This is a genomic window from Thermocatellispora tengchongensis (genome assembly GCF_014202315.1).
Lineage (GTDB): Bacteria > Actinomycetota > Actinomycetes > Streptosporangiales > Streptosporangiaceae > Thermocatellispora > Thermocatellispora tengchongensis.
In genome coordinates this window covers 237165-249379 of the sequence record NZ_JACHGN010000007.1, presented here as the reverse complement: position 1 = coordinate 249379, position 12215 = coordinate 237165, and the positions used below count along the sequence as shown (strand labels likewise).

Annotated in this window: 15 protein-coding genes; 6 read left to right on the top strand and 9 right to left on the bottom strand. The window is 72.7% G+C overall.

Going from position 1 to position 12215, the window contains the following annotated elements; all coding sequences use genetic code 11:
• Positions 1-11 precede the first annotated feature (11 nt).
• Complete coding sequence (locus HNP84_RS18345; protein WP_185050949.1) at positions 12-887, top strand: hypothetical protein; 876 nt, start codon at positions 12-14, stop codon at positions 885-887.
• A 43-nt stretch (positions 888-930) separates the two neighbouring features.
• Here the strand turns inward: HNP84_RS18345 and HNP84_RS18340 are convergent, their stop codons facing one another.
• On the bottom strand, positions 931-1692 hold the full coding sequence (locus HNP84_RS18340) for an ABC transporter permease (protein ID WP_312925146.1): 762 nt from the start codon (positions 1690-1692) through the stop codon (positions 931-933).
• 20 nt (positions 1693-1712) lie between these two features.
• Positions 1713-2630: an ABC transporter ATP-binding protein gene (locus HNP84_RS18335; RefSeq protein WP_185050948.1), complete on the bottom strand. Its 918-nt coding sequence runs from the start codon at positions 2628-2630 to the stop codon at positions 1713-1715.
• A 90-nt stretch (positions 2631-2720) separates the two neighbouring features.
• Between HNP84_RS18335 and HNP84_RS18330 the strand changes: the two genes are divergently transcribed.
• Positions 2721-3386, top strand: a complete 666-nt coding sequence (locus tag HNP84_RS18330) for a DUF1707 SHOCT-like domain-containing protein (protein WP_185050947.1) — start codon at positions 2721-2723, stop codon at positions 3384-3386.
• Between the two features lie 104 nt (positions 3387-3490).
• Here the strand turns inward: HNP84_RS18330 and glpX are convergent, their stop codons facing one another.
• Complete coding sequence (gene glpX / locus HNP84_RS18325; protein WP_185050946.1) at positions 3491-4525, bottom strand: class II fructose-bisphosphatase; 1035 nt, start codon at positions 4523-4525, stop codon at positions 3491-3493.
• Between the two features lie 141 nt (positions 4526-4666).
• Here glpX and HNP84_RS18320 point away from each other — a divergent pair, with 141 nt between their 5' ends.
• Both HNP84_RS18320 and HNP84_RS18315 read left to right on the top strand, forming a co-directional pair.
• The gene (locus HNP84_RS18320) at positions 4667-5287 is read left to right on the top strand and encodes a TetR/AcrR family transcriptional regulator (RefSeq protein ID WP_312925144.1); all 621 of its coding nucleotides are present in this window, start codon (positions 4667-4669) and stop codon (positions 5285-5287) included.
• Positions 5288-5298: 11 nt separating this feature from the next.
• The gene (locus tag HNP84_RS18315) at positions 5299-5868 is read left to right on the top strand and encodes a DUF4245 domain-containing protein (protein ID WP_185050945.1); all 570 of its coding nucleotides are present in this window, start codon (positions 5299-5301) and stop codon (positions 5866-5868) included.
• Between the two features lie 123 nt (positions 5869-5991).
• Here HNP84_RS18315 and HNP84_RS18310 read toward each other — a convergent pair whose 3' ends face one another.
• Positions 5992-6231 (bottom strand): exodeoxyribonuclease VII small subunit, encoded by a 240-nt coding sequence (locus HNP84_RS18310; RefSeq protein ID WP_185050944.1) that lies wholly within the window; start codon positions 6229-6231, stop codon positions 5992-5994.
• A gap of 114 nt (positions 6232-6345) precedes the next feature.
• Between HNP84_RS18310 and HNP84_RS18305 the strand changes: the two genes are divergently transcribed.
• The gene (locus HNP84_RS18305; protein WP_221336398.1) at positions 6346-6786 is read left to right on the top strand and encodes a GNAT family N-acetyltransferase; all 441 of its coding nucleotides are present in this window, start codon (positions 6346-6348) and stop codon (positions 6784-6786) included.
• On the opposite strand, the gene xseA is transcribed toward HNP84_RS18305, so the two are convergent.
• Together xseA and HNP84_RS18295 are read right to left on the bottom strand one after the other, a co-directional pair.
• Positions 6767-7978, bottom strand: a complete 1212-nt coding sequence (gene xseA, locus HNP84_RS18300; protein ID WP_185050942.1) for an exodeoxyribonuclease VII large subunit — start codon at positions 7976-7978, stop codon at positions 6767-6769. The genes HNP84_RS18305 and xseA overlap by 20 nt on opposite strands.
• A gap of 67 nt (positions 7979-8045) precedes the next feature.
• The gene (locus tag HNP84_RS18295) at positions 8046-8990 is read right to left on the bottom strand and encodes a DUF8129 domain-containing protein (RefSeq protein ID WP_185050941.1); all 945 of its coding nucleotides are present in this window, start codon (positions 8988-8990) and stop codon (positions 8046-8048) included.
• A 103-nt stretch (positions 8991-9093) separates the two neighbouring features.
• Here HNP84_RS18295 and HNP84_RS18290 point away from each other — a divergent pair, with 103 nt between their 5' ends.
• On the top strand, positions 9094-10062 hold the full coding sequence (locus tag HNP84_RS18290) for a 4-hydroxy-3-methylbut-2-enyl diphosphate reductase (protein ID WP_185050940.1): 969 nt from the start codon (positions 9094-9096) through the stop codon (positions 10060-10062).
• Between the two features lie 14 nt (positions 10063-10076).
• On the opposite strand, the gene HNP84_RS18285 is transcribed toward HNP84_RS18290, so the two are convergent.
• Genes HNP84_RS18285 through HNP84_RS18275 form a run of 3 tightly spaced genes read right to left on the bottom strand, consistent with a single transcriptional unit; the run spans position 10077 to position 12213 of the window.
• Positions 10077-10616: a PM0498 family protein gene (locus HNP84_RS18285; RefSeq protein WP_185050939.1), complete on the bottom strand. Its 540-nt coding sequence runs from the start codon at positions 10614-10616 to the stop codon at positions 10077-10079.
• A gap of 23 nt (positions 10617-10639) precedes the next feature.
• Entirely contained in the window at positions 10640-11596 is a 957-nt protein-coding gene (locus tag HNP84_RS18280) for a sugar kinase (protein ID WP_185050938.1), read from the bottom strand.
• The gene (locus HNP84_RS18275) at positions 11593-12213 is read right to left on the bottom strand and encodes a bifunctional 4-hydroxy-2-oxoglutarate aldolase/2-dehydro-3-deoxy-phosphogluconate aldolase (RefSeq protein ID WP_185050937.1); all 621 of its coding nucleotides are present in this window, start codon (positions 12211-12213) and stop codon (positions 11593-11595) included. Before HNP84_RS18275 ends, HNP84_RS18280 begins: the two co-directional genes overlap by 4 nt.
• Positions 12214-12215: the final 2 nt, after the last annotated feature.

The following is a 12215-nucleotide window of genomic DNA, read 5'->3' as shown; positions in this document are numbered from 1 at the left end:
GAGCGCCCCCGATGACCGCCCACCCCCAAGGCCCCGCCCTGCGCGTGGCGCGCGCCGCGCTCTACACCGCGATCCCCGGCGAACTCGTGCTCGCGGTCCTGCTGATCTCCGGGGTGGAGATCCCCGAACCCATCCTCATCGCCGCCGAGGCGGTGGTCCTGGCGGTGCTCGCCCTGGAGGGAGCCGTGTTCTGGCGCCTGTACCGGGCCGAGCGCCGCACCGGCGCGAACCGCCGCGCCGCCCTCCGCCAGGCCGTACGCCGCCTGGTCCCGGTCCAGGTCCGCCAGATCATGGGCTTCGACACCAAGGGCCTGGTCAGCCTGGTCCTGTGGGCCGCCCGCCGCCGCCACGGCGTGCCCCCGGGCGCGACCGCGGTGCCGTACGCGCGGGAGCAGACCCCGATGCTGCTGGTCATGATCTTCCTGATGGTCGTGGAACTGGTCGCCGTCGAGATCCTGCTGCGCGCCTGGGACGTGCCCGACCCGATCCGCCTGGCCTTCCTCGTGCTGGACGGCTACTCGGTCCTGGCGGCCCTGGCCATGCACGCCTCCTGCGTCACCCGCCCCCACGTCATCACCCGCGACGAACTGCGCATCCGCTACGGCGCCTTCCTCGACGCCCGCATCCCCCGCGCCCTGATCGCCACCGCCCGCCCCGCACGCAACCTCAACGAGACCGGCACGATCACCGTGCGCGACGGCCGCCTGTCCGTCGCGATCTCCCACCAGACCAACCTCGCGATCGAGCTGACCGCCCCCGTCACCATCACCCGCCCCCTGGGCCGCCAGGCCGAGATCACCAGGATCCACCTGCACGTGGACGACCCGAAAGCGGCCCTCGCCGCCCTCACCCAGGGCGACGATCACCCGGCCCAGATCAGGTCGTAGACAGTGACGAGCTCGGCCACGTCATCGACGTCAAGCGCGGGTGTCAGTCGATCAGGCGGGCGCGGAGCTTCCAGACCGCGAGGGACCACATCGCGGCGGCGAACAGGGCCAGTACGCCGACGTGGGCCAGGTCGCCGGGGGTGAGGCGGGCGAAGACGGCGGCGCGGATCAGCTCCACGGTGTGCCACAGCGGGTTGAACCTGGCCGCGGTCGCGGCCCACGAGGGGAGCTGGTCGATGGGGAAGAACGTGCCCGCCACCAGGAACAGCGGGGTGAGCACGCCGGTGATCACGTAGTCGAGGGAGTTGATGGACGGGACGATGGCCGAGACCCACATGCCGAACAGGGCGAAGCCGAGGCCGGTGAGGAAGGCGATCGCGGGGACGAGCAGCATGCCCCAGGACGGGTCGAGGCCGAAGGCCATGCCGACGAGCAGGGGGGCGCAGCCGTAGAGGCCCGCCTTGGCCGCCAGCCAGGACGCCTCGGCGGTGACCAGCTCGTGCACGTCGACCGGGGCGGCCAGCATCGCGTCGTAGGTGTGCTGGAAGGTGCGCCGGATGAAGGTGTTGAACATCCCGCCGAACGCGCCGATGAACAGCACCGCCGTGGCCACCACGCCGGTGGACACGAAGTCGCGGTACTCGTAGCCGTACAGCGTGCCGATGACCGAGCCGAAGCCGTAGCCGAACGCCAGCAGGTACAGCGTCGGCTCCACCAGCGCCGCGAAGGACGTGGAGGCCCAGTAGCGGCGGTAGAGCGCCAGCTCCCGCCGCCACACCGCGCGCACCGGGGCCCATTCGAACACGATCGCTCCTTCGCCGGGGGTCAGTCGGCCGATTCGCCGGTCAGCAGGACGAAGACGTCCTCCAGGTTGGCCGGGCGGCGGATCGGGGGGACGGGCAGGCGGGCGCGCAGCGCGTCGTCGAACTGCTCGGCCTTGAGCAGCGAGATCGACGGGCCGGTGCGGCGGGTCGGCACGCCCGCCTCGCGGGCGATCCGCTCGATCTCGGCGAGCCGGTCGGCGGTGCCGTAGTGCTCGTGGACCTCGGCGCCGGCGTGCTCGGCGATCAGCTTCTCGGGTGAGCCGCGGGCCACCACCCGGCCGCGCGCCATCAGCGCGCAGTCGTCGGCCAGCCGCTCGGCCTCCTCGATGTAGTGGGTGGACATCAGCGTGGTCACGCCCTCATCGCGCAGCCGCGCGATGAGCGACCACAGCTCCTGGCGCACCTGCGGGTCGAGACCCACGGTCGGCTCGTCGAGCAGCACCAGCCGGGGGGAGTGGACCAGGCCGCGGGCGATCAGCAGCCGCCTGCGCATGCCCCCGGAGAGCTTGACCGCGGGCGTGTCGGCACGGTCGGTGAGCTGGGCGAGGGCCAGCGCCCGCGCGACGGCGGCCCGGCGCCCGGCCCGGGGCACCCGGTAGATGTGGGCGAAGACCTCCAGGTTCTGCCGGGCGCTCAGCTCCTCGTCGAGGTTGTCCTGCTGCGGGACCACGCCCATCATGGCCCGCGCCCGCTTGGAGCGGCGCGGCACCGGCAGGCCCAGGACCTCGATCTCGCCCTCGTCGGCGCGCGACTGGGCGGTGAGCAGGCGCATGGTGGTGGACTTGCCGGCCCCGTTGCGGCCGAGGAGGCCGAGGCAGATGCCCTCGGGAACGTCGAGGTCGAGGCCGGCGACGGCCGTGATGCCGCCGTAGCGCTTGACCGCCCCCCTGATGCTGATCGCCGGGCCGGGTGCTGGCATGAGGCCCACTGTAGGGACCGGCACCGACACTTCCGCAACGCGTTTTCCGGCGACTGCCGCGGCACGCCCGCGGGCGCTTATTGTCGAAGCGTGAACGAACGTCCGGGACAGTGGCTCCCCCGTCTGTCCGAGGTCGGCGACCGGCTGGCGGAGGAGTGGCACGCGATCCGCCAGGCCAGGAACGCCGCCGCCTCCTCCTCCGCGCCCGCGCCCGGCGACCTGCGCGCCTCCGACGCCGACCGCGACCGGATCGCCGAGGTGCTGCGCGAGGCCGTCGCCGACGGCCGGCTGAGCATGCCGGAGTTCGAGGAGCGTCTGGAGGCCGTCTACCGCGCCCGCACGCTCGGCGAGCTGGCCACCCTGACCACCGACCTGCTGCCCGAGGAGCAGCAGCCGCTGCGGCTCGGCTCCGGCCAGGTGTCGGCGTTCTTCAAGAAGGAGCACCGCGACGGCCGCTGGGTGGTGCCCGCCGAGCTGTCCGTGACCGCGATGTTCGGCACCACCAGGCTCGACCTCACCGACGCGATCGTGCAGAGCCGCCGCGTCGTGGTCAACGCGACCCTGCTCTTCGGCGGCCTGGAGATCCACGTGCCCGCGGGCGTGGAGGTGGTCCGGGTCACCAAGGACAAGACCACCCGCCTCACCCGCCACCCCGCCGATCCCGAGGCCCCGGTCATCGAGGTGCGCACCGGCGGCTCGCTGGGCGAGGTCAAGGTCAAGGAGCCCCCCAAACGCCGCCGCCGCGGCGGCCGGTGATTGGACGACCGGCCTGAGCCACCGGAGGGACCTTCAGCGGCCTGAGCGTCCTTCGGCGGCCTGAGCGACCGGAGCGGCCTTCAGCCGCCTGAAGGGCCGGTTTCTCAGCCTGCGGTGTCGAAGTTGATCGCGCTGTACGCGCGCAGCTTGGCGAGCTGGTGCTCGCTCTCGACCTTCCGGATCGTGCCCGACCGGCCGCGCATGACCAGCGAGTGGGTCACCGCCGCGCCGCCCCGGTAGCGTACGCCCTGCATCAGCTCGCCGTCGGTGATGCCGGAGGCCGCGAAGAACACGTCGTCCGACTTGACCAGGTCGTCGATGGTGAGCACCTGGTCCAGGTCGAGCCCGGCGTCCAGGGCCCGGCGGCGCTCGTCCTCGTCGCGGGGCCACAGCTTGCCCTGGATCACCCCGCCCAGGCACTTGAGCGCGCACGCGGCGATGATGCCCTCGGGGGTGCCGCCGATGCCCAGCATCAGGTCGATGCCGGTGCCCGCGCGCGCCGCCATGATGGCGCCCGCCACGTCGCCGTCGGTGATGAACTTGATCCGCGCCCCGGTCTCGCGGATCTCCTTGACGATCTGCTCGTGCCTGGGCCGGTCGAGCACGACCACGGTGACGTCGGACGGCGAGGCGCCCTTCGCCCGCGCCACGGCCGCGATGTTCACCGCGGTCGGGGCCTCGATGTCCACCGCCGAGGCCGCCTCGGGGCCGGTGACCAGCTTCTCCATGTAGAAGACCGCCGACGGGTCGTACATCGAGCCGCGCTCGCTCACCGCGATGACCGAGATCGCGTTGTTCATGCCGAGCGCGGTCAGCCGGGTGCCGTCGATCGGATCGACCGCCACGTCGCATTCGGGGCCGCTGCCGTCGCCGACCTCCTCGCCGTTGAACAGCATGGGCGCGTTGTCCTTCTCGCCCTCGCCGATCACGACCACGCCCTTCATCGACACCGTGTTGATGAGCTGGCGCATCGCGTGCACGGCGGCGCCGTCGGCGCCGTTCTTGTCGCCGCGCCCGACCCAGCGGGCCGCGGCCATCGCCGCCGCCTCCGTAACGCGGACGAGTTCGAGAGCGAGGTTCCGATCGGGCGCGCGCTTGCCGGTGGCGAGCGGCGCCGGGACCGAGGACTGTTCGGACATGGTGGTGAGCTCCTTAATGAGAGCCGATCCCGTCAACAGCATCGATCGTAGTTGGCCCGCTTTTCCGGCCTGTTTTGCGGTCGATGGGAGGATAATGTGTGCCCACCACTGAGTAGCGACCCGGAACGGCCGGTGACAGTCGTGACTGTACGCACATCGGAGCGCGGCGCCGCCACTCGCAGCGCGCTCCTGGAAGCCGCGAGGGAGACCTTCATCACCCGGGGCTTCGCCGACGCCGGGGTCACCGACGTCGTCTCGCGGGCCCGCGCCAGCGTCGGTTCGCTGTATCACCATTTTTCTGGAAAAGCCGACCTGTACCTCACCCTGTTCGAGGAGTTCCAGGCCAGGCAGACCCAGCGCACCAAGGCCGCCACCCAGACCCTGCGCGCCGAGGGCGAGTCCGACCCGATGCGGATCTTCATCGCCGGAGCGCGGGCCTATCTCGCCGGCTGCCTGGAGGAGCGCGAGCTGTCCGCGCTGTTCCTGCGCGGCGACGGGCCGCCGGGGTTCGAGGTCGTGATGCGCGACCGGCTGCGGCAGTGGGCCAAGCGCAACGCCTCGCTGTTCGAGCCCGACGAGGACGCCCTGGTGGTGGTGCTCACCGGGGCGCTGGCCGCCGCGGTGTCCGAGGTCACGCTGGCCGAGGACGTCGAGGCCGCGCGCAGGCTGGCCGACGAGGTGCTGGCGATCATCGCCGGCATCCGCCCGCCGGGCGCCGGGGCTTCCGCTCCCGATGCCGGGACCGAGGCCCCGAGCGGGTAGTCTCGCCAGGCGTGGAGCGGTTCACCCAGGGTTTCCTCGGCTACGCGGTCGCGATGGCCGTGTGCCTGCTCGGCGTCGGCGCATTCCTGTTCGTCACGCCGACCGGAGACAGCGAGCACATCCCCAGCGTCGACTACTCCATCGACGCCATCAACGCGCGCAACGCCGCGCCGTACCAGGTGTGGGTGCCGGAGGCCACGCCGAAGGACTGGGTGCCCACCAGCTCGCGCCTGACCGGGCAGGGCGTGGTCACCTGGCGCCTCGGCTTCGCCACCGCCGCCCGCTCGCACGCCATGCTGGCGCAGAGCAACGAGCAGCCGGCCGGCGAGTTCGTCAACCGCATGGCCAACACCAGCACCGCCGTGGGCACGCAGCAGATCGGCGGGGTGACCTGGGAGCGCCGCTACCGCGAGGACAAGAACCAGCGCACCCTGGTGCGGATCCTGCCCGATGTCGCGCTGGTGGTCACCGGGCAGGCCGACTGGCCGGAGCTGGCCACGCTGGCGGCCTCCCTGCGGCAGCAGCCCGCCTCCACCGCGACCCCCGCCCCCTCGCCGTCGGCCTCGGCGTCCGGCTCCTGACCCCGCCCAGACCTCGCCCAGCAGGGGGCGCCGAGTTGACCGGGGCGTGCCGCGCTCGGCGGGGCGCGCCGGGCTCAGCGGGGTGTGATGGGTTCAGCGGGCACGCTCAGCAGGGCTGTCGGTTCAGAAGGGCGTGTCGTCGTCCTTCATCGGGTCCTGGGAGCGGCGGGCCATGGCGGCGGCCAGCTTGACCCGGGCGCCCTGCAGCCACTCCTCGCACACCGCCGCCAGCTTCTCGCCGCGCTCCCACAGCTCGATCGACTGCTCCAGCGTGAGCCCGCCGGCCTCAAGCCGCCGTACGACCTCGGTCAGCTCCTCGCGGGCCTGCTCGTACGACGGTGCCTTCTCCTCTTCTCCTGCCACGTCGCAACCCTAGCCGGTAAGGGGCGTGGTGGAATGAACCGTGTGGCACCGCGATTGGCAACGCATGACGATATTTCGGAGCTTGTCCGGCTGCGGGTGATCTTGGCGGAGCGCATGGCCGCCGACCGCGCGCCCGGCCCCGCCGCTCCAGGCGGCTCGAACGACTCGGGCGGCTCGGCCGGGTTGGACGACCTGGGCTGGCGGGACGCGTACGCGCGCAGCCTGGCCGAACGTCTGCATGACGACGACGTCGCCGTGTTCGTGGTGGACGCGCCCGGCGGCGGGCTCGCGGCCTGCGGGATCGGGTTCGTCTTCCGGCGCTTCCCCGGCCCCGGGCTCCCCGACGGCAGGTTCGGCTACATCCTGGGCATGACCACCGACCCCGCCCACCGCAGGCGCGGTCACGCGCGGGCGATCATGCGGGCGCTGCTCGACTGGTACCGCGACAAGAAGGTGGCCCGGATCGACCTGCACGCGACCTCTGACGGCGACCCGCTCTACCGCGAGTTCGGCTTCTCCATGGACTACCCGGGGCTCAGCCTGCGCCTTGGGTGACCCGTACCGAGATCCGGTCGTCGGGCAGCCGTACCGTCAGCTCCTCGCCCTCCGCGACCTCGGCGGCCTTGCGCACGACCTCGCCGCCGGGCCGCTGCACGATGGCGTAGCCGCGCTCCAGCGTGGCGGCGGGGGACAGGGCCACCAGGCGGGCGCGCAGGTGCTCCAGGGAGTCCTCGGCGCGGTCCAGCGAGCCGCCCAGGCACCGCCTGGCCCGGTCGCGCAACTGCTCGACATGCTCGGCCTGCCGCTCGATCTCGCGCACCGGGTCGGCCAGCGACGGCCGGGAGCGTACGGAGGACAGCCAGGCCAGCTCGCGGTCCAGCCAGCCGCGCACCGTCCGGCGGCCCCGGTCGCGGAGCTGGCGCACCAGCGTGAGCTGCTCGCCGACGTCGGGCACGACCTTCTTGGCCGCGTCGGTCGGGGTGGAGGCGCGCACGTCGGCCACCAGGTCGAGCAGCGGGCTGTCCTGCTCGTGCCCGATCGCGCTCACCACCGGGGTGCGGCACGCCGCCACCGCGCGCACCAGGGCCTCGTCCGAGAACGGGAGCAGATCCTCCAGCGAGCCGCCGCCCCGGGCGATGACGATCACCTCGACCTCGCGGTCGGCGTCGAGCCTGCTCAGCGCGTCGCTCACCTCGGAGACCGCGTACGGGCCCTGCACCGCGACCTCCTCCACGCGGAAGCGCACGGCGGGCCAGCGGCGCCGGGCGTTCTCCAGCACGTCGCGCTCGGCGGCGGAGTCGCGCCCGCAGATCAGCCCGATCGTGCCGGGCAGGAAGGGCAGGCGGCGCTTGCGGTCGGCGGCGAACAGCCCCTCGGCGGCCAGCACCTGACGCAGCCGCTCCAGCCTGGCCAGCAGCTCGCCCACGCCGACCGGCCGGATCTCCAGGGCGGTGAACGCGAAGGACCCGCGGTTGACCCAGAAGTCGGGCTTGACGTGCATCACGACCCGCGCCCCGTCGGCGGGGCGGGGGACGGCGGCCTCGTAGACACCCCTGGGGCAGGTGACCCGGGCCGAGACGTTGGCGACCGGATCGCGCAGGGTCATGAACACGGTGCCGCCGCGGGCCGTCAGCTCGGTGATCTGCCCTTCGACCCAGATGGTGCCGAGCTTGCCGATCCACCCGGCGACCATCTGCAGCACGGTCCTGATCGGCAGCGGCTGCTCGGGTGAGGTCTTCTGCGCCATGCCGGGCAGCTTACGTGCCCGGCGGTCGCCAGGCGGACCTCATCCGGCCGTACGCGGCCCGCCGTGGTTACGCGCCGCCCTCCGCAGCGATCTTGGCGAGACGGTTCTCGTACATCTTGATGATGTTCGGCCGGTCGGTGGTGGCCCGCTCGTAGTCGAGCAGCGCCTGCACCTCTTCGGCCGTCTTGCCGCGCAGCCGCGCCCGCAGCGAGGCCATCGTCAGCTCGGCGTAGCCCGGCATCGGCTCGGCCAGCGTCGCGGTCTCGACGGTGCCGCCGGCCTTGACCGGCTCGGCCGCGACGGGGGCCGGCGCCTCCTCCACGACCGCCTGCGCGGCCTCCTCGGCCTTCTCGGCGGCGGCCTCGGTGGCGGTGGCCGCCTTGGCCAGCTCACCCTCGGCCTTGGCGGGCTCCTCGACCTTGACGGCGGGCTCCTCGGCCTTCGCCGCGGGCTCCTCGGCCTTGACCGGCTCCTCCACCTTGACGGCGGGCTCCTCGGCCTTGGCGGCGGGCTCCTCGGCCTTCTCGACCGGCTTCTCAACCGGCTTCTCGGCCGCCTTCTCGACCGGCTTTTCCGCCGGCTTCTCGGCCGGCTTCTCCTCCGGAGCGACGACGACCGGAGCCGCCTTGGCGCCGTTGGGCGTGATCTGCTCCGGCTCGACCGGGCGCGGTGCGAAGATGACCGGCTCGCGGCGCTTCTTCTCCGGCTCCTCGGCCGCCGGCTTCTCGGCCTTCTCGGCCTTCTCGGCCTTCTCGGCCTTCTCGGCCTTCTCCGCCTTCTCGGCCGTCTCGGGCGCGGTCGCGGTGGTCTCTTCCTCCTCCTCGCGCCTGCCGAGGCGCTTGAGCTTGGTACGGACCCGGTCGCCCAGGAGCAGTGCCTGGCCGACCCCGCTCAGGGCCGACTGCAGCACGTACGCGGGCAGGTCCTTGGCCTTCCGCCCGAGCTCGTCCCGGTCGGTCAGCGTATCTTTGACGGATTTGGCGACGTTGCGAACGACGTCGGTGATGGACATACCGACTCCTTGGGAGGTCTGTTATCGGATGGCCAGTCTGGCGCAGACTGGCGTAACAGGCACGCGGGCTGAGACGTTCTTGTCCCCCCCGTAGCATAGAAACATGACGACACAGAGCTCCACGACCCGCCGACGGGTCCTCGTGGCCAGGCCCCGCGGCTACTGCGCGGGGGTCGATCGGGCGGTCCAGACCGTGGAGAAGGCTCTGGAGCGTTACGGCGCGCCCGTGTACGTGCGCAAGCAGATCGTGCACAACACGCACGTGGTCAAGACCCTTGAGGAGCGGGGCGCCGTCTTCGTCGAGGAGACCGAGGAGGTCCCCGAGGGCGCCATCGTCGTCTTCTCCGCGCACGGCGTGAGCCCGGCGGTGCACGAGGAGGCCGCCAAGCGCAGCCTGCGCACCATCGACGCCACCTGCCCCCTCGTCACGAAGGTGCACAACGAGGCCAAGCGGTTCGCGGCCAAGGACTACGACATCCTGCTCATCGGGCACGAGGGCCACGAAGAGGTCGAGGGCACCGCGGGCGAGGCGCCCGAGCACATCCAACTCGTCGATGGGCTCGACGGGGTGGCCGGGGTCAGCGTGCGCGACCCCAACCGGGTGGTGTGGCTGTCGCAGACCACCCTGTCGGTCGATGAGACCACCGAGACCGTCGCCCGGCTGCGCGAGCGCTTCCCCAACCTGATCGACCCGCCGAGCGACGACATCTGCTACGCCACCCAGAACCGGCAGGTGGCGGTGAAGGCCATCGCCCGTGAGGCGCAGCTCGTCATCGTGGTGGGCTCGACCAACTCCTCCAACTCCAAGCGCCTGGTCGAGGTGGCGCTCGACGCGGGCGCCGACGCGTCCTACCTGGTCGACTACGCCGACCAGATCCGCGACGAGTGGCTCGACGGCGTCACCACGGTCGGCCTCACCAGCGGCGCGTCCGTGCCCGACGAGCTGGTGCAGCAGGTCATCGCCCATCTCGCGGCCCGCGGCTTCGGCGAGGTGGAGGAGGTGGAGTCGGTGGAGGAGAGCGTCCGCTTCGCCCTCCCCCACGAACTCCGCAAGGATCTGCGTACGGCCTAGCCGGGCGCGCCGCTTCACCGGGCGGCGGGCTCGATGTCGATCTCGACCAGCTTGTCCAGCTCGTACGTGTCCAGGTCGGCGGTGTTCCAGCGCTCATCGGGCCTGATGCGGTGGAACCGGAACGTCCCGTTGGTCTCGTTGACGGCCACGATGCAGCGCACTGCGCATGGCGGATCGAGGGCGTGGACCAGGCGGCTGAACTCCAGGGCGAAGGCGATCCCGTGCTGGAGGATCAGCCGCTGGTCGTCCTCGCGGATCACCGGAGGGCCGTCGGCGGCGACGAGCTCCTCCATGGTGGCCTCGTCCAGGACGTAGGGCTCCAGGTGGAAGGAGCTGGCGCTGCTCTCCCAGTACGTGAGGGTCTGGCAGCGCGAGGCTCCGTCGGGCATTCCCGGGCAGGACGCCCAGGTGAGCACGTCGCCACGCCACGCGATCCCCTCCGCGAGCCGTTCCCGCAGGTCCGCCGACAGGCCGCCCGGAGGGTGGGCGCCGCCCGGCCCGTCGAGGACTCCGAGCAGGGCGGCGGCGTCGTCGTTCATCTTCACCGAGATCATGGGGCCATGATCCCGCGGTGCCGTCAGCGTACGGTCGCGCCCTCGGCCAGGGCCAGCAGGGGGAGTTCGGCGCGGGTGGGGAGGGCGTGCCAGTCGCCGTGGGAGGCCACCGCGAAGGCGCCCAGGGTGACCGCGCGGTCCAGGCGGTCCTGTGGGGGGAGGCCGTCGAGGAGGCCGGACAGGTAGCCGGCGACGAAGGCGTCTCCTGCGCCGACCGTGCTGGCGACCGGCACGCGCAGGGCGGGGCGGGTGATGGGGGTGTCGGCGCCGGGTGTCCAGACCTCGGCGCCGTCGGCGCCGCGTTTGATCACGATCTCGCCGATGCCGGCGTCGGTCGCGGCCCGGCGTCCGCCGACGATGGGCAGTTCGTCGTCGGAGGCGATCAGCAGGTCCACGTACGGCAGCAGGCCGGTAAGGACCTTCGCGGCCGTCTCGGTGTCCCACAGCCGCGAGCGGTGGTTGACGTCCAGGACGACCGTGGCGCCCGCGGTGCGCGCCTGGCGTACGGCCTGCTCGACGGCCGCGCGCGGGGCGTCGCCGAGCGCGGGGGTGATGCCGGTGACGTGCAGCAGCCGGGGCGCGGGGGTGAGGGCCGCGGTGGCGTCGGCGGGGGAGAGGGTGGACCCGGCCGAGCCCGCGCGGTAGTAGTGCACCCGGGTGATGTCGGCGATCCGGCTCTCCTGGATCATCAGCCCGGTGGGGCGGTCGCCCGACTCGCGTACGGTGCTCACGTCCACGCCCTCGGCGCGCAGGGTGCGCAGCACCAGCGCGCCCAGCTCGTCCTGGCCGACCACGCCGGCCCAGCGGGCCCGGTGGCCCAGCCGGGCCAGGCCGATGGCGACATTGGCCTCGGCGCCCGCGATGCTGAGCGCGAGCGTGCCCCCCATGCGCAGCGGGCCGTCGCCGTGCAGGCAGGCCATGGTCTCGCCGAGCGTCGTGACGTCGGGTCTCACGTCGGGCCTGGGATCGGGCGTGCTCATCTCGCCACCACCTGGCGGAAGCTCCGGGCGCGCTCGCGCAGGGCGTCCAGGTCGCCGCCGTGCGGGGCGTCGCCGACCAGCGGGGAGCCGACGCCGACCGCCGCCGCGCCCGCGTCGAGGTACGCCGCGACCTGGTCGGTGCGCACCCCGCCCACCGGCACCAGCGGAATCCGCGGGAACGGGTCGCGCAGCGCCGCGAGATGGCCGGGCCCGCCCAGCGACGCCGGGAAGATCTTCACCGCGGCGGCGCCGGCGGTGTGGGCGTTCCAGACCTCCGTGGGCGTCAGCGCGCCGATCAGCGACGGCAGGCCCAGCTCGATCGAGCGCAGCGCGCCCGGCCCGAGCGCGGGCGTCACCGTGAACGTCGCGCCCGCCTCCGCCACCGCCTCGGCGTCGGCCTCGGTCATCACCGTGCCGGCGCCGAGCACCACGTCGCCGCCGAGCGCCTTGGCGATCCTGCCGATGACGTGCAGCGCGTCGGCCCCGGTGAGGGAGACCTCCAGCACGTCCACGCCCTCCTCGACCAGGGCGCACGCGGTGGCGTACGAGGCTTCGGGGTCGCGGCCCCGGATGATGGCGACCAGCCGCCGGTCGCGAAGGATGTCCAGAAGATCCATGC